The sequence below is a fragment of the Cellulomonas sp. KRMCY2 genome, from assembly GCF_000526515.1.
In the GTDB taxonomy this organism is placed as follows: Bacteria; Actinomycetota; Actinomycetes; order Actinomycetales; family Cellulomonadaceae; genus Actinotalea.
This window is the reverse complement of the sequence record NZ_JAGF01000001.1, coordinates 3,721,388-3,737,701: the sequence shown is the minus strand read 5'-3', so window position 1 is coordinate 3,737,701 and position 16,314 is coordinate 3,721,388. Positions and strand designations below refer to the sequence as shown.

At 70.9% G+C, this 16,314-nt stretch carries 12 protein-coding genes; 8 read left to right on the top strand and 4 right to left on the bottom strand.

Going from position 1 to position 16,314, the window contains the following annotated elements; translation table 11 throughout:
* Positions 1-46: 46 nt before the first annotated feature.
* The 8 genes from K415_RS0117610 to lnt all read left to right on the top strand — a co-directional run bounded on the left by K415_RS0117610 (position 47) and on the right by lnt (position 11,471).
* Positions 47-3,322: a beta-phosphoglucomutase family hydrolase gene (locus K415_RS0117610; RefSeq protein ID WP_024288351.1), complete on the top strand. Its 3,276-nt coding sequence runs from the start codon at positions 47-49 to the stop codon at positions 3,320-3,322.
* An 18-nt stretch (positions 3,323-3,340) separates the two neighbouring features.
* Positions 3,341-3,775, top strand: a complete 435-nt coding sequence (locus K415_RS0117605; RefSeq protein WP_081785086.1) for a nitrilase-related carbon-nitrogen hydrolase — start codon at positions 3,341-3,343, stop codon at positions 3,773-3,775.
* A 429-nt stretch (positions 3,776-4,204) separates the two neighbouring features.
* Positions 4,205-4,369 (top strand): YHS domain-containing protein, encoded by a 165-nt coding sequence (locus K415_RS0117600; protein ID WP_081785274.1) that lies wholly within the window; start codon positions 4,205-4,207, stop codon positions 4,367-4,369.
* Between the two features lie 80 nt (positions 4,370-4,449).
* On the top strand, positions 4,450-4,731 hold the full coding sequence (locus K415_RS0117595) for a metal-sensitive transcriptional regulator (protein WP_024288348.1): 282 nt from the start codon (positions 4,450-4,452) through the stop codon (positions 4,729-4,731).
* A 114-nt stretch (positions 4,732-4,845) separates the two neighbouring features.
* The gene (locus K415_RS0117590; RefSeq protein WP_024288347.1) at positions 4,846-5,937 is read left to right on the top strand and encodes a type II glyceraldehyde-3-phosphate dehydrogenase; all 1,092 of its coding nucleotides are present in this window, start codon (positions 4,846-4,848) and stop codon (positions 5,935-5,937) included.
* Between the two features lie 77 nt (positions 5,938-6,014).
* On the top strand, positions 6,015-8,441 hold the full coding sequence (locus K415_RS0117585; protein ID WP_024288346.1) for a cation-translocating P-type ATPase: 2,427 nt from the start codon (positions 6,015-6,017) through the stop codon (positions 8,439-8,441).
* 89 nt (positions 8,442-8,530) lie between these two features.
* Positions 8,531-9,469 carry a DMT family transporter gene (locus tag K415_RS0117580; RefSeq protein WP_051480633.1) on the top strand — a complete coding sequence of 313 codons (939 nt, stop codon included), beginning with the start codon at positions 8,531-8,533 and terminating at the stop codon, positions 9,467-9,469.
* Between the two features lie 388 nt (positions 9,470-9,857).
* Positions 9,858-11,471, top strand: coding sequence for an apolipoprotein N-acyltransferase (gene lnt, locus K415_RS0117570; RefSeq protein WP_081785085.1), 1,614 nt, complete (start codon positions 9,858-9,860; stop codon positions 11,469-11,471).
* Between the two features lie 73 nt (positions 11,472-11,544).
* Here the strand turns inward: lnt and K415_RS23030 are convergent, their stop codons facing one another.
* The 4 genes from K415_RS23030 to K415_RS24110 all read right to left on the bottom strand — a co-directional run bounded on the left by K415_RS23030 (position 11,545) and on the right by K415_RS24110 (position 16,169).
* A complete protein-coding gene (locus K415_RS23030; protein ID WP_024288343.1) occupies positions 11,545-11,958 on the bottom strand; it encodes a hypothetical protein in 414 nt (137 codons plus the stop codon).
* A gap of 191 nt (positions 11,959-12,149) precedes the next feature.
* Positions 12,150-13,532, bottom strand: coding sequence for a sulfite exporter TauE/SafE family protein (locus K415_RS0117560; protein ID WP_024288342.1), 1,383 nt, complete (start codon positions 13,530-13,532; stop codon positions 12,150-12,152).
* 65 nt (positions 13,533-13,597) lie between these two features.
* Positions 13,598-15,922 carry a cation-translocating P-type ATPase gene (locus K415_RS0117555; protein ID WP_024288341.1) on the bottom strand — a complete coding sequence of 775 codons (2,325 nt, stop codon included), beginning with the start codon at positions 15,920-15,922 and terminating at the stop codon, positions 13,598-13,600.
* A 103-nt stretch (positions 15,923-16,025) separates the two neighbouring features.
* Positions 16,026-16,169, bottom strand: coding sequence for a hypothetical protein (locus K415_RS24110; RefSeq protein ID WP_155859512.1), 144 nt, complete (start codon positions 16,167-16,169; stop codon positions 16,026-16,028).
* Positions 16,170-16,314 lie beyond the last annotated feature (145 nt).

Here is a 16,314-nt window from a genome sequence, read left to right as displayed (position 1 = left end):
CCGAGGCGGCTGAGGCGCCATCGTTGGACAGTCAGGAGGATCCGTAGTGACGCACGCATGGGCGGACGGCAGCGATCGCCCCGAAGGTGCCGTCCCGACGGGTGCCGTCCCGCCCCAGGAGGCGGTGATCTTCGACATGGACGGTGTCGTGACGGACACCGCGTCGGTTCACGCCGCGGCATGGGCGCGACTCTTCGACGAGGTGCTGAACGACCTGAGGCTGTCGGGCGCCGGTCCGTACCAGCCCTTCGACGCGGTGACTGACTATCGCCGCTACGTCGACGGCCGTGCCCGTGAGGACGGGGTCTCCGCGTTCCTGGAGGCCCGCGGGATCGCCCTGCCGGTGGGCGACCAGAGCGACCTGGCTGATGCGTGGACCGTGCACGGGCTCGCGGCGCGGAAGAACTCCCTCTACCTGGAGGCGCTCGCGCGTGCGGGTGTCCGGGTGTTCCCCGGGACGGTCGACCTGGTGCGCCGCCTGAAGGCAGGCGGGGTGCGCGCGGCTCTGGTCACTGCGAGCCGCAACGCCTCGGTGCTGCTCGCCGAAGCGGACCTCACGGGCCTCTTCGACGTCGTGGTGGACGGCCAGGTGGCAGCCGAGAGGGGCCTGCCGGGCAAACCCGCCCCGGCGATGTTCCTCGAGGCGGCTCAGCTGCTTGGCGTGAATCCGGCCCGTGCGGCGGTGGTCGAGGACGCGACGGCGGGTGTCGCCGCGGCGCGGCGCGGGGGGTTCGGTCTCGTGGTCGGCATCGACCGCGGCAACCAGCGCCAAGCGCTGCTCGCCGCTGGTGCTCACATGGTCCTCGGCGACGTCTCCCAGCTGGACCTCGGTGCCCTGCGGGCCGATCCCTGGTCACTGGTCTATGAGGGTTTTGACCCCGCCCACGAAGGCCATCGCGAGGCGCTGACCACGCTCGGCAACGGGTATCTGGGAACCCGCGGCACAGCGCCGGAACGGGCCGCCGACGACGTGCACTATCCAGGCACGTATCTCGCCGGGGTCTACAACCGGATCACCTCGAACGTCCATGGGCGGGCCATGGAGAACGAAAGCCTGATCAACGTCCCGAACTGGTTGGTCCTGGACGTACGCGTCGGTCAGGCCGAGTGGTGGTCTTCCGGTGGTCTGACCACGACCCAGGAGCGGCGCGAGCTGGACCTGCGACGCGGGCTCCTGACCCGGCATGCGGTGCTGACGGACAGCCTGGGACGGCGGCTGCGCCTGACCCAACGACGCTTGGTCTCGATGGCCCGTCCGCACGTGGCGGCTCTGGAGACCACCCTGGTGGCGGAGGGCTGGACCGGTCCGGTCAGCATCCGGTGCGGGGTGGATGCCGGGGTCACGAACGGCAACGTCGCGGAGTACCGGGGTCTGGCCGACCGGCATCTTCGGACAGTGGCGGCGGAGGTGACCGAGCAGGGCACGATCCTCGTGGAGGTCGAGACCACGCAGAGCCAGGTGCGGATCGCGACGGGCGCCCGGGTCCGGCTCACCGGAACCGGCACCCCTGCCATGACCGGCGTGGAGCAGGAGGGCGACCGGACGATGCACCGGTTCGACCTGGTCCTGCTCGACGGTGAGCCGGTCACCGTCGACAAGACCGTCGCGGTGGTCACGTCCCGGGATGCCGCGTTCGCATCGCCGCGCCAGGGCGCGCTCGAGCAGCTGGGTGCGACGCAGGGCGGTTTCGTCGCACTGCTGGCTGAGCACCAGGACGCCTGGGCGCGCCTCTGGGCCAGGTTCGCGGTGAGGCTCGATGCCGACAGTCAGACCCAGCTGGTCCTCAACCTCCACGCCTTCCACCTGCTCCAGTCCGTCTCCCCGCACACCGCCGACGTGGATGCCGGGGTTCCGGCGCGCGGTCTGCACGGTGAGGGGTACCGCGGTCACGTGTTCTGGGACGAGCTGTTCGTCCTGCCCGTGCTGACCGCACACCTTCCCTGGGTCGGCCGCGCCCTGCTGGAGTACCGGTTCCGGCGCCTGCCGGCGGCCCGGCGGGCCGCTACCCACGAGGGGTACGCCGGGGCGATGTTCCCGTGGCAGAGCGGCAGCGACGGGCGCGAGGAGACGCCCTTGGAGCTGTTCAACACCCGCTCGGGGCGCTGGATCCCGGACAACTCCCGGCGTCAGCGCCACGTCGGACTTGCGGTGGCGTACAACGCCTGGAGCTATTACCAGGCCACCGGCGACGTCGCCTGGCTCGCGCACCGGGGTGCCGACCTGATCATCGAGGTGGCTCGCTTCCTCACCTCCCTGGCCACCTACGACGCCGACCAGGACCGGTTCCACCTCAGCGGTGTGATGGGACCCGACGAGTACCACGACGGATATCCCGACGCTCCCGGCCGGGGCCTGCGTGACAACGCATACACCAATGTGCTGACCTCATGGGTGTGCGGGCGCGCCGTCGACGTTCTGGCGCTGACGTCCGGGCACGACTGCGACGATCTGCGCGACCGCCTGCGGATCGGGGCGGGGGAGGCTGCGCGCTGGGAGCAGCTGAGCCGGCGTCTGGCCGTTCCGTTCCACTCCGACGGGATCATCAGCCAGTTCGATGGCTACGACGACCTGATCGAGTTCGACTGGGGGCGCTACCGACGCACCTACGGGAATATCGGACGACTGGACCTGATCCTGGACGCCGAGGGCGACTCGACCAACCGGTACAAGCTCGCCAAGCAGGCGGACGTGCTCATGCTCGTCTACCTCCTCGGCCCGGAGGAGCTGGTAACCACCCTCGACCGCCTCGGCTACCCGCTGGCGCCCGACATCCTGCCCAGGACGGTGGACTACTACCTCGCGCGTACGGCGCACGGATCCACTCTGAGCCGGGTCGTGCACACCTCCGTGCTCGCACGGATGGACCCCGCACGCGCCTGGCAGAACTTCCAGGAGGCCCTGGCGGCCGATCTGGACGACACCCAGGGCGGAACGACGAGCGAGGGTGTGCACCTGGGCGCCATGGCGGGGACCCTGGACATCGTCGTGCGGGCCTTCGCCGGGCTGCGCACACAGGACGACACGGTGATCTTGGATCCCAGGCTCCCGACGGGACTGCGCCGGGCTGAGTTCGACCTCCAGCACAGGGGGCAACGGCTACGCGTGTCGCTCGCCCACGACTCGGTGACGGTCGAGGCTGACCACTGCGCGGCCAACCCGCTGGTACGGGTACGGGTCGGCGGGGGCATCGCCGTGACGATGACCGGCGGACAGTGCCAGATGTTCAGACACCAGCGCGCCGCGCCGCCACGGCATGCCGAGGCGCAGTGGAACCCGGTGGCACCCCAGGACCAGCCAGGACACGGACCGACATGCCCCTGACCCGAGAGCGCCTCGGACATCGACCCACGCACCGATCGCGAGCTCGGCGCGGCGGCGGGCACCGGGATCGGGCTGCTGGACGTACCGATCGTGCGTCTGGGCCGCGCCGTGCCGATCACCACCGCCATCTGCTTCGAGGTCGCCTACGACCAGCTCATCCGGGCCTCGGTGGTGGCGGGTCGCGAGCTGATCGTCATCCCGACGAACAACGCCTCGTTCGGCCTGACCCAGGAACCCACCCAACAGCTGGCCATGTCGCGCTTCCGTGCCGTGGACCACGGCCGGGCGGTGGTGCAGATCTCCACCGTCGGGGTCAGTTCCATGATCGGTCCGGACGGGACGTTCCTGGAGCGCACCGGCCTTTCACCAGCGACCAGACGGGCCTGCTCACCACCCCTGCGCTGCGACGGCGCGGGACAACCCGCAAGCAACGGGCCCTGCCAGGAATCTTGACGCGGGACACATCGAACCTTCACCGATCCTCGGTCGGACCCACATCATGCAGGGGTCAACTGGGTTATGGATACCCGCCCGGGGTATCCGCGGTTGGGCGGGCCTCCTGCGCGAGGCGGAAGGTGACGGCAGGCGTGAGGTTGTGGACGCGAGCGAGATCGTGGTGTTCGCCGCGGCACCTGCGGTGGTGGGGTTGATCGGCTGGCAGTTCGTCGGACCGAAGAGACCCCGTCGCGCAGCCATCGACAACGGCGTCCAGGTGGTCACGGTCGCGGGCGGCTACAGCGCAGACGTTGTGCAGGTCGCCGCCGACGTGCCAACGCCAACCGGCTCCCGCGTCTTGCGGCCCAGGCCATCCCAGACAATGTCCGCGCATCAGCCACCGTCCCGGTGGTCGAGGTCGGACGCGATCCACAGAAGGAGCACGTCATGGCACACCACCACGGGACCTCTGAGCACGGCACGGTCATCGACCCGGTCTGCGGAATGTCGATCGACCCCTCGACGGCGGCCGCGAGCCGGGCGTACGAGGGCCGCATCTACTACTTCTGCTCCGCGCACTGCGCGGCGACCTTCGGCGCCGATCCGGCCTGACCCCTCCACCTGCCCTGGGTACCTCACTCAGGCAGGGGGCAGGGCCGCGGTGACGCGGAGCAACAGGAAGGACGAGAGAGATGATCGGAACCAGTGGCGGCAAGGCGGATCTCCTGACGCGCCTGAGCCGCATCGAGGGGCAGGTCCGGGGGATCGCGCGGATGGTGGAGGGGGACAAGTACTGCATCGACGTGCTGACCCAGGTGTCGGCGGCCTCCCGCGCCCTGCAGAGCGTGGCCCTGGGCCTGCTCGATGACCACATGAGCCACTGCCTCGTCGAGGCGGCGCGTACCGGCGGTGCCGAGCAGGACGCCAAGCTGAAGGAGGCATCGGACGCCATCTCACGGCTCGTCCGCAGCTGAGAGGGCCCATGGCCCCGGTCTGGTCCGGACGGGCCGCCGACCGGGGATGCCAGACCCCGCAGGACCCGTGCGCCGACGCGGCGCGACGCCGAACGACGAAGGAGACGATGCAAGATGCGTGCTACCCGTGTTGCTGTCAACGGCTATGGGGTGATCGGCAAGCGTGTTGCCGATGCTGTCCGTGCGATGCCGGACATGGAGCTCGTCGGTGTCGCCGACGTCGCATCGGACTGGCGGATCCGTACTGCGACCGGTCACGACATCGCGGTCTACGCGGCTACCGAACAGGCCGACGGGGCGATGCGCGCGGCCGGTGTGGCCGTCGCCGGGAGCCTGCACGATTTGCTCGGGCAGGTCGATGCGGTGGTGGACACCACACCGAAGGCCGTGGCGGCAACCAACGTCGGGCGGTATCGCGACGCGGGTGTCAAGGCCGTGTTCCAGGGCGGGGAGGCTCATGCGACCATCGGCCACTCCTTCGTCGCCCAGGCGAACTACGCCACGGCGCTGGGGCGCGAAGCGACCCGCGTCGTCTCGTGCAACACCACGAGCATCGTGCGCGTGCTCGGGGCGCTGCATGAAGCCGAGCTCCTGGCTCGGGGTCGCGGCGTCTTGATCCGCCGGGCCACGGATCCAGGGGAGTCGCACCTCGGCGGTCTGATGAACACCGTCATGCCCGAGGCGTCGATCCCTTCGCACCAGGGGCCTGATGCCCGCACGGTCCTGCCCGACCTCGATGTGGTGACGATGGCCGCCAAGGCGGCGCACACCCAGACACACAGTCACTTCTGGAGCCTGCAGCTGACTCGCCCGGCGAGCCGCGAGGAGGTGCTCGGCGCCCTGCGGGCCGCCCCGCGCATCGCGTTCATCCGGATGGCCGATGGCCTGGTCGCGTTGAACACCACCGTCGAGCTCATGCGAGATCTCGGCCGACCCCGCGGTGACATGTGGGAGGTGGCGCTCTGGGAGGACGTCCTGAACGTCGAGGGCGATGAGGCCTACCTGACCTACCAGGTCTACAACGAGGCCATCGTCGTGCCCGAGTCCATCGACGCCGTCCGGGCACTGGTCGGCAGCATCACCGACGGTCCCACCTCGATAGCCATGACCGACGCGGCCCTGGGGATGCGTCAGGAGTTCCTGCCCGCCCTCCAGGCCAGGGCACACGACGCGGAGCCCGCTCGGGCAGTTCCGAGGCCCTCGTAGGACACTCGGCACGGGGCCCAGGGCGGCCCCGACGTCTTCGGGGACCGGGCACGACGCACACCAAGGGAAGGCTGACCATGACGACCAAGAGCGCTGTACTTCAGATCGGCGGGATGCACTGGGCGACGTCGGGCGCGGTGGTGGAGCAGACCCTGCGGCGTCGCCCCGGGGTCGTGTCGATCGAGGCGAACATCGTTGCCCAGACCGCGACCGTCACCTATGACCCCGATCGCACCGACGTCGCGGAGCTGTCCGGTTGGATCCGTGACTGCGGGTTCCACTGCGCCGGGCAGTCGGTGCCTGAGCACGTGTGCGACCCGATGGCTGAGCCCGCCGGTTCGACCATCCCTGGAGTTCACGGTGCGCACGTGGGTCACGACGCGCCCGCTGTTCCTGATCTGCACGCCGGGCACGAGACGGTGGGTCGGTCGGCGCAGGAGGTCATGGGGCACGGTGGCGGACATGGCGCCATGTCGATGGCGGACATGGCGCGCGACATGCGCAACCGGCTCCTGGTCGCCGCCGTGCTCTCGGTGCCGATCCTGCTCTGGTCGCCGATCGGGCGCGACGTCCTCGGTTTCACGGTCGCGGGCCCGTTCGGGCTGCGTGACGACGTCTTCGCCCTGATCCTTTCCGTACCGGTGATCTTCTACTCGTCCTGGATCTTCTTCGATGGCGCGGTGCGGGCCCTGCGGGCCAGGACCCTGGACATGATGGTTCTGGTGGCTGTGGGGGTGGGTGCCGGCTGGCTGTACAGCCTCGGGGTCACGGTGACCGGGGGCGGGGAGGTCTTCTACGAGGCGGCCACGGTGCTGACCTCCTTCGTGCTGCTGGGGCACTGGTTCGAGATGCGGGCCCGGGGCGGGGCCAACGACGCGATCCGGACCCTGCTCGAGCTGGCACCGGCCACGGCCCTGGTCCTGCGGGACGGCGAGCCGGTCGAGGTGCCGACCGCCGACCTCCAGGTCGGTGACCTGCTCCTGGTGCGGCCCGGCTCGAAGATCCCCGTCGATGCGGTCGTGGAGGAGGGCGAGTCCGAGGTCGACGAGTCGATGGTGACCGGGGAGAGCATGCCCGTGGCCAAGGGTCCCGGTGCGGAGGTGATCGGCGCCTCGATCAACACCACCGGGACGCTGCGGGTTCGGGCGACGAAGGTCGGCGCGGACACCGCCCTGGCCCAGATCGTCGCCATGGTGCAGGAGGCGCAGAATTCCAAGGCTCCCGGGCAGCGGCTCGCGGACCGGGCGGCGTTCTGGCTGGTTCTCGTCGCCCTGGTCGGTGGTACCGCGACCTTCCTGGTCTGGTTGGCTGCCGGTGCCACCGTCCAGGCAGCGATGCTCTTCGCGATCACCGTGGTGGTCATCACCTGCCCCGACGCGCTGGGCCTGGCCACCCCGACGGCCATCATGGTCGGCACGGGCCTGGGAGCCCGGCGCGGGGTCCTGTTCAAGAACGCGACCGCCCTGGAGACCTCTGCGCGGATCGACACCGTCGTGATGGACAAGACCGGCACCCTGACCAAGGGCGAACCCGAGGTCACCGACGTCGTGGCCGACGGTATCGGCGAGGAGGAGATGCTGGCCCTGGTGGCCGCCGTCGAACGCGAGTCCGAACACCCGTTGGCGCGCGCGATCGACCAGCACGCGGCCGACCGCGGCGTGGCGACCCTGACGGCGACCGGCTTCCGGAACGTCGCGGGCCACGGCGCCGGAGCCGAGGTCGACGGCCGTCGCGTCCTGGTGGGCAACCGGCGCCTCATGAGTGCCGAGAACGTCGACCTCGGCACTCTGGAGGCCCGCCGTGACGAGTTGGCCGCCTCCGGGCGGACCGCGGTGCTGATCGCCGTGGACGGCACCGCCGTCGGGGTGATCGCCCTGGCCGACGCGGCCCGGGACACGGCCGGAGCGGCGGTGGCCGCCCTGCACAAGTCCGGGATCGAGGTGGTCATGCTGACCGGGGACAACGAAGCGACCGCGCAGCGGATCGCCGACCAGCTCGGCATCGACACCGTGATCGCCGAGGTCCTGCCCGGAGACAAGGCCGACCGGATCGCCGAGCTCCAGAAGGCCGGCAAGAAGGTGGCCATGGTCGGCGACGGCGTCAATGACGCCCCTGCCCTGGCCACCGCCGACCTGGGCATCGCCATCGGCGCAGGCACCGATGTCGCCATCGAGACTGCGGACGTCGTCCTGATGCGTTCGGATCCCCTGGACGTGCCGGTCGCCCTGCGCATCGGCAAGGGAACGTTGCGCAAGATCCGACAGAACCTGGGCTGGGCCGTGGGGTACAACGCGATCGCCCTGCCGATCGCCGCGGGCCTCTTCGCCCCAGCGTTCGGGCTGGTCCTGCGGCCGGAGATCGCGGCACTGTCGATGTCCGGCTCATCGCTGATCGTCGCGGTCAACGCGCTGCTGCTCAAGCGCCTGAACCTACCCGCCCCCGTTGTGTCCTCCCCGGTGCGCGTCGCAGCCGGCCCGGACGCGGCCCCGACGGCCGGGCGGTGACCGGCGTAGCCCTGAGAGCTGGGTCCCGGTCGCCCGCCCGCCCGGCTCCCGTCGGTCTTGCGGAGCTACGGCGGCCCAGGCCGCTGCGGATGCTGTTGATGACGGTGGCGCTCGGCGCCTGCTTCATCGGTATCCGCATCGGTTTGCGCGATGCACCGCTGTTGTGGTTCGCGGCACTACGCGCCGTCCTCGCCGGCGTGGTCCTCGTGATGGTGGCGGGTCTGCAGCGGCGTCCGGTTCCTTCCGGGGCACGAGCGTGGGGGCTGATCACGGTGCTGGGGCTGGTCAATGTCACGGTCGCGTTCGCGGCCATGTTCGCGGGAGTGTCCGACCTGGCGACTGGCACTGCCGCGGTGCTGTCGAACGCCCAGCCGCTGCTCATCCTGCTACCGGCCTGGTGGCTCTACGGCGAGGTCGTCTCGCCGCGGACGGCCGGGGCGCTCGTCGTCGGCTTCACCGGCCTTGTCCTGGTCGCGGTGCCTGGCGGCGGCGGCAGTGGCGCGGCCCTGTCTCTGCTGTCTGCGGTGGCCATCACCGGCGGCACGCTGTTAGCCCGGCGCCTGGGCGGACTCGATGTGATCGTGGCCACCGGCTGCCACTTCATCATCGGCGGCGCGGTCCTGGCGGTCCTGGCTGCGGCCGTCGAGGGGGCGCCGGTGATCGCATGGACACCCAGGTTTGTCGCCGTGCTGGCGTTCCTGGCCCTCGTGGCGACCGCCGCGACCACAGTGGTCTGGTTCATCGAGGCACGCCGGTCACGGCTCGACACCCTGACCACGTGGACGTTCCTGACGCCCGTCTTCGGCATCGTCCTGTCGGCGGTGGTGCTCGGCGAGCGTCCGGCGGGCTGGACCGCAGCCGGTCTGGTGACGGTCCTGGCGGCGATGTGGCTGGTGGTGCGACCTGCCCCTCCACGAGGGCCTCGATCTCCACGCGTCCGTCCGGTCCCCTCGGTAGCCAGCCGCGCGGCCCCCGGTGGCGGGCATCGAACCGTGCGAGGCAGCGGGCTGCACTTGCCGATCCCGTGAGTTGTCTACGTCGCCGGAAGACAGATCAGGGGTCGACGGGTGGGTTCCATCGGACGTCGCAACACGTCCTCGATGCTGGAGGTCGTGTTGTCGTCGACTCGTGGTGGCAAGAAGGGCCACCCGGTCCGTCAGGATCAGGAGGGGCGACCCGCACGCTCGTCCGTGATGAGGCAGGGACCCCTGTCCCAGACCAGGAGGAACCAATGAGAACGGCCGGAGCAGCCGACGCTCACACGCCCACAGCAATCCGCGGTGACATGGTCAACGTGCTGCCGATGCGGGCCCTGGCGGTTGACCTGCCCGCGGACAACCCCGGTCAGTGGCCGTGCGCTGCCACAACCCTCCATCACGCAGAGCTCGCCATGATGACGCTCCTGTCCTACGTAGCATGACCACGACGACGCTGCTCGCTGCACCCGCCCCTACAGCTGGCGGCCCGCACCCCCGCCGCGGTCCCCGCACATCGGTGAGTCTCGTCCTGGCTCTGGCCGGCGGTCTGGCCACCGAGTCCGCCTTCCCGGCCCGGTCGTGGTGGCCGATGGCCTACGTCGGGATTGCCCTGCTCCTGCTTGCCCTGCGCCGGGACTCGGTCCGCTGGGGCTTCCTGACCGGTGGGATCTTCGGCCTGGCATTCTTCTTGCCGCACCTGTGGTGGGCGAACGAGGCCGTGGGCGAGCCGATCGGCTGGATCGCCCTGTCAGCCATGGAGGCCTCTGCTCTGGGCGGGTTCGGCGGTGTGTGGGTCTGGGTGCGGCGCACACCCTTGGTGCGGGACCGGGCCGGCCTGCAGGTGGTGGCGGCCGCCGTCCTGTGGGTCGCTGTGGAGCAGCTGCGTGGCCGGGTGCCGTTCGGGGGCTTCCCCTGGGGCGTCCTTGCCTTCTCCCAGACGGACGCGCCGCTCCTGCGCCTCGCCTCACTCGGTGGTACCACCCTGGTCAGCGCGGCCGTGGTGGTCCTCGGTGGGGTCCTTGCGCTCGTGGCCCTCCGGGTACGGCATGACGGCGTGCGTGCGGGCGTCGTGGGAGGTGTCCTGGCCTCGGCTGTGGCGCTCGGTCCGGGATTGATGCCGCTGGGGACGGCGGCGCAGTCCGGCACCCTGGCCGTCGGCGCGATCCAGGGCGATGTGCCTGCGCAGGGGGCCGAGGCGATGTCCCAGGCCAGGGCGGTGGCCGACAACCACCTGTCCGGTACGCGGACCCTCCTACAACAGGTGGGCCCCGGCGCGCTGGACCTCGTGGTGTGGCCCGAGAGCGCCTCGGACATCGACCCGCGTACCGATCGTGAGCTCGGCGCGGCGGTTGACGCCGTCGCGCAGGCCGCAGGTGTGCCGATCCTGTTCGGCACGCAGCGGTTCGAGCCACCGGTCCGCTACAACGACTACGTCCTGTGGCAACCGGGTCTGGGCGGTACGGCCTCCTACAGCAAGCAGCGCCCCGTCCCGTTCGGGGAGTACATCCCGTACCGCAGCTTCTTCCGCCGGCTGAGCCCGGCGGTCGACCTGGTCGGCACCGACATGGTCGCGGGCGCCGGAATCGCGCTGCTGGACGTGCCGATCGTGCGTCTGGGCCGCGCCGTGCCGATCACCACCGCCATCTGCTTCGAGGTCGCGTACGACCAGCTCATCCGGGAGTCGGTGGTGGCGGGCGGCGAGCTGATCGTCATCCCGACCAACAACGCCTCGTTCGGCCTGACCCAGGAGTCCACCCAGCAGCTGGCCATGTCACGCTTCCGCGCAGTGGAGCACGGCCGGGCCGTCGTGCAGATCTCCACCGTGGGGGTCAGTGCCATGATCGGTCCTGACGGGACGTACCTGGAGCGCACCGGGCACTTCACCAGCAACCAGATGGCCCAGGACCTGCCGCTGCGCACCTCGCTCACACTCGCCGACCGCCTCGGCAGATGGCCGGCGGGGGTTGTCGACGCGTTGGCGGTCCTGCTGCTGGCCGCGGGCCTGCTCACCACCCCTGCGGTGCGACGGCGCGGCGCAAGGCCGAGCCGGTGAACCCGTTGAGAGCAGGGGCGGCGCTGCGGGCGTAGGGGGCCAGGTCCTCAGGACGCGCATTCGGCCGTCGCGCTCATTCGTGGTGTGAGTCGTCGTGGACGGGGGTGGTGTCGGATGCAGGCACGACGTCGGTGCCGCTGATGAGTGGTCCGACGACCAACGAGGACACCAAGAACATCGCGGTGAACGCGGCCAGCGCGATGCCGGGAGCCCACCAGTTGCCGAATCGCCTACGGAGCTTGAGAAGCATCGGTACGGAGGCCGCGAGGCCGAGCACGCCGAACAGAGCGGTCCCCCCAGCTCCGGCGACCAGGGCCGTCCCGACCAGGGGTCCGACGTGGTGCAGGACGTGGGGCGCCACCCCGCCGATGGCGCCGAGCGCACCCGTGACGACCGTCCAGACGGTCCGTCGGGGCCGGTGCTGAGCCGCCGGGGTACCGATCGAGACACTCTCGCGCGCATGTGTGCCGTCAGCTTCGCTCTCCATGTGCCCATCCTGGTGGGCGGGTGTCGAGCGGTGGCTGCGGCACGGTGAAGACCGGATCAAGACGTCGGCGCGGTGCGGACTCACGGTGCCGGCCAACCCGTCGGTGACGATCACGCCTCGGCCCGGGGGGCATGTGGTGACGGGACAGGGGGCAAGGCCGGCCCACCGGTCGCCCGACGCGAGTACGCGGTTCAGCCCGTCGGCTGCGCGGGCTCCTCGATGACGGTGATCGACCCCCAGTACATGCCCATGCCGCAGGAGTAGCGCAGGGTTCCCGTCTCTGTCGGGGTGAAGGACAGGACGTTGAGGCCCCGCTCGAGCACCGTCGGCTCGATGCCCAGGTCGGGTGCGTACAGGGAGGCGGCACAGCTGACCGCCACGGAGTCGATCTCCCAGCGGACCTCCCGCCCGGCGTACACCGTCGCGGCAGCCGGCTCGTACCCGTTGGCCACCTGCGTGGTGCTCAGGATCTGCAGGTCGCCGTCGAGGGTGACGTTGTCGGAGAGGCCCGTGGTGGTGGTCGCGGCGGCTGCTGCGGGTGCGACCAGGGCCGGGGCCAGGACCCCGAGGGCGCCGGTGACGTTGATCGCGGCGAAGGCCAGCACGGTGACGCCGGCGAAGCGGAAGAAGCGGGTGGCGAACGCGCCACGGACGGCGGCGGTCAGGCCGCCGATGCCGAGCAGGCCCGGCAGGGTCCCGATCGCGAACAGGCTCATGATCACCCCGGCGCGCAGCGGGCTGCCGGTGGACATCGCGTAGACCTGCACGGCCTGGGTGAAGCCGCACGGCAGCAGGAAGGTCCCGGCGCCGAGCAGCGCGGCACGACGGTCGGTGTAGGGGCCCTGCACGCGATCCAGTCCCAGTGCCCCCGACAGTGCCGGCGGCAGGGCGAAGGTTCCGCCGCGGGACAGGCGCGGGGAGAGGCTGGTCAGCTTGAGGCCGACCGCGCCCATGACCACCGAGACGACGACCATCAGGACGGCCAGCGCCCGTCCGGTCAGGGTGAAGGCCGATCCGAGGGCGCCGACCAGCGTGCCGAGGACCCCGAACCCGACGACGCGTCCGGCGTTGAAGGCGAGCTGCGGGCGCAGGCGCTGCAGCGGGGTCGCGGCGGGGCGTTGCTCGGCATGGCGGGCCGAGAGCGCCAGGACGAGCCCTCCGACCAGGGCCATGCAGGTCGAGAGGCCCGCGGCGAGTCCGAGCAGGACGATGACCGGCAGGCTCCCCGACGAGGCGAGCGCGCCGACCCGGTCCGTGAGGCTCGTCAGCCCGCTCGCCTGCAGCGCGAGGCCGAGGACGGCCAGAGTGCCGACGGCCAGGGCGATGTCCCGCCAGACCACGGAGTCGGTGGTCACCCAGGCGTTGTCATCGTGGCCCGGCTCGTACCCTGCCTTGTGGATCGCTGCGTTCAGGCGACTGCGCGGGATGTGCGCGTCGGTCTGCACCCGGGCCACGCCGCGGCGTACGGAGACCTTCACCTTCAGCACACCGGGTACCGTGCGCAGCGCCTTGGTGACCCTGACCTCGCAGGCCTGACAGGTCATGCCCTTGACGGGCAGGTCGATCACGGCCATGGGAGTCCTTCGTGAGGGGGAGCGCCGACCGGTCGCCCCAGGGGGTGGGCGACCGGTCGGCGGGTCTAGGAGGTGTGCTGGGACCAGGCCGCGAACCTACGCAGGCGCAGGGAGTTCGACACCACGAAGACGCTGGAGAACGCCATTGCCGCACCGGCGACCAGGGGGTTGAGCCGACCGGACGCCGCAAGCGGGATCGCCGCGACGTTGTAGGCCAGGGCCCAGAACAGGTTGCCCTTGATCGTGCCCAAGGTGCGCCGGGCCAGTCGGATCGCGTCCGCTGCAGCCCGGAGATCACCGCGGACGAGGGTCAGGTCGGAGGCTTCGATCGCCGCGTCGGTCCCGGTGCCCATGGACAGGCCCAGGTCGGCCTGGGCGAGGGCGGCCGCGTCGTTGACGCCGTCGCCGACCATCGCCACGACCCGGCCCTCACCCTGGAGGCGGGTGATCACTGCGACCTTGTCCTCGGGCAGGACCTCGGCGATCACCTCGGTGACGCCGAGCTGAGCGGCGACCGCCTGGGCCGCACGGGTGTTGTCACCAGTCAGCAGGATCGGCGTCAGGCCCAGGCTGCGCAGCTGGGCGATCGCCTCGGCCGACGTCGTCTTGATCGTGTCGGACACGACGAGCACGCCGCGTGCCGCGCCGTTCCAACCGACCACCACGGCGGTGCGACCAGCGCTCTCGGCCTCGTCCAGGGCGGCCGAGAGCTCGACGGGCAGGTCGAGTCCCTCGTCCTGCAGCCACGACGCCCGGCCGGCGAGGACTCGATGGCCCTCGACCGTGCCGCGGACGCCGCGTCCCGGGACGTTGGCGAAGTCCGTCACAGTCCCGAGTGTCACGCCGAGGTCGGTCGCCCCGGCGGCGATCGCAGCCGCGATCGGGTGCTCCGACGCGTTCTCGAGGGTCGCCGCCACCCGCAGCGTCTCATCGGCATCGTCTCGGGCGCCCGCCACGACATGGACGAGCGACATCCGGCCCGTCGTGACGGTCCCGGTCTTGTCCAGGACGACCGTGTCGACCTTGCGCGTCGACTCGAGGACCTCAGGACCCTTGATCAGGATGCCGAGCTGGGCGCCCCTCCCGGTACCGACCAGCAGGGCGGTCGGGGTGGCCAGACCGAGGGCGCACGGGCAGGCGATGATCAGCACCGCGACCGCAGCGGTGAACGCCGAGACGACGTCCCCGGTCAGGCCGAGCCAGAACCCGAGGGTGCCCACCGACAGCGCGATGACTATCGGGACGAAGACCGCCGAGAGCCGGTCAGCGAGCCGCTGGACGGCCGCCTTGCCGGACTGCGCGTCCACCACGAGCCGCGCGATCTGCGCGAGCTTGGTGTCGGCGCCGACGCGTGTCGCCTCGACGACGAGCCGGCCGCCGGCATTGACGGTCGCACCGGTGACGGGGTCGCCCGGACCGACCTCGACCGGTACGGACTCACCGGTCAGCAACGCGGCGTCGATCGCCGAGGAGCCCTCGACGACGACGCCGTCGGTGGCGATCTTCTCCCCGGGCCGCACGACGAACCGGTCGCCGACCTCGAGCTGGTCGATCGGGATCCGGGTCTCGACGTCGCCGGCTGCGGTCGCGCGCAGCACGGCGACGTCTTTGGCGCCCAGCTCGAGAAGCGCCCGCAGGGCTGCTCCGGAGCGCCGTTTGGCGTGGGCCTCGAAGTACCGGCCCAACAGGATGAACACGGCGAGGGCCGCGGCGATCTCCAGGTAGATCTCCGTGCTCCCGGCGCCGGGCTCGGGGAAGAGCGTGAAGTCCATCCGCATCCCCGGCATGCCGGCGTCCCCGAGGAACAGGGCCCACAGGGACCACAGGAAGGCCGCGAGGACGCCCATCGAGATCAAGGTGTCCATGGTCGCGGTGGCGTGCCGCAGGTTCTTCCAGGCCGCTCGGTGGAACGGCAGCGCACCCCAGACGACGACGGGCGCGGCAAGCGTCAGGGAGAGCCACTGCCAGTTGTCGAACTGCAGCGGCGGGATCATCGCCAACGCCAGGACCGGAGCCGTCAGGACGGCCGAGATCACCAGACGTCGGCGCAGGGCGTCGACGGGGTCGTCGTGGGTGCCGACCTGCTCGGCCGCCGCCGTGGTGCCCCCGGCAGAGGTGGCAGGCGTGGGCGGCGGCGGGGGAGCAGCCGTGTACCCGGCCTCCTCGACGGCCGAGATGAGGCGGTCGACGGTGATCGGGGTGGTGAATGCCACCTTGGCCGACTCCATCGCGAAGTTGACCGTTGCGGTCACGCCGTCGATCTTGTTGAGCTTCTTCTCGATCCGGGCTGAGCACGACGCGCAGGTCATCCCGCCGATGGCCAGCTCGATGGTGGTCACGGTGTCGTCGAGCGGTCCGCTGCCCGTCGTCGTCAGGTCGGTCGTGGTCATGGTGGTCCTCAGGCCTGGAGGGCGGAGCCGAGCGCGTACGCGACGGCGAAGGCGATGGCCAGGACCACCGCATAGGCGGTCAGTCGGCCGATGGCGGCGGCCTTCACGAGCCGGGCCCGGTCGCGTCGGCCACGTCGTAGCTCGTGGTGGTCATCGGGCTCTCTCCCTCGGTGACGTGCCTGCGGATCCCCGCACGCTCCTGCGGACGCCACGTCGTGGCACCTGCGCCGACGATCCGGCGCGCCATCCGACGCTAGCCGCTGGTCGGCCGATCCGGACCGGACGGGGGGCCTCTCGGGCGGATCTTCAGCGAACCTTCATGGTCCCGGGCGCCACCAGATGCTCGTCGAACGTCAGGAGATGGCGATGGGCCCGTGGTGCACGCAGATCGG

Excerpts from the sequence above, each read along its gene's own strand:
- K415_RS0117600 (WP_081785274.1), top strand. The coding sequence starts at position 4,205 with ATGGCACACCACCACGGGACCTCTGAGCACGGCACGGTCATCGACCCG.
- K415_RS0117595 (WP_024288348.1), top strand. The coding sequence starts at position 4,450 with ATGATCGGAACCAGTGGCGGCAAGGCGGATCTCCTGACGCGCCTGAGC.
- K415_RS0117590 (WP_024288347.1), top strand. The coding sequence starts at position 4,846 with ATGCGTGCTACCCGTGTTGCTGTCAACGGCTATGGGGTGATCGGCAAG.
- K415_RS0117585 (WP_024288346.1), top strand. The coding sequence starts at position 6,015 with ATGACGACCAAGAGCGCTGTACTTCAGATCGGCGGGATGCACTGGGCG.
- K415_RS0117580 (WP_051480633.1), top strand. The coding sequence starts at position 8,531 with ATGCTGTTGATGACGGTGGCGCTCGGCGCCTGCTTCATCGGTATCCGC.
- lnt (WP_081785085.1), top strand. The coding sequence starts at position 9,858 with ATGACCACGACGACGCTGCTCGCTGCACCCGCCCCTACAGCTGGCGGC.
- K415_RS23030 (WP_024288343.1), bottom strand. The coding sequence starts at position 11,958 with ATGGAGAGCGAAGCTGACGGCACACATGCGCGCGAGAGTGTCTCGATC.
- K415_RS0117560 (WP_024288342.1), bottom strand. The coding sequence starts at position 13,532 with ATGGCCGTGATCGACCTGCCCGTCAAGGGCATGACCTGTCAGGCCTGC.
- K415_RS0117555 (WP_024288341.1), bottom strand. The coding sequence starts at position 15,922 with ATGACCACGACCGACCTGACGACGACGGGCAGCGGACCGCTCGACGAC.
- K415_RS24110 (WP_155859512.1), bottom strand. The coding sequence starts at position 16,169 with ATGGCGCGCCGGATCGTCGGCGCAGGTGCCACGACGTGGCGTCCGCAG.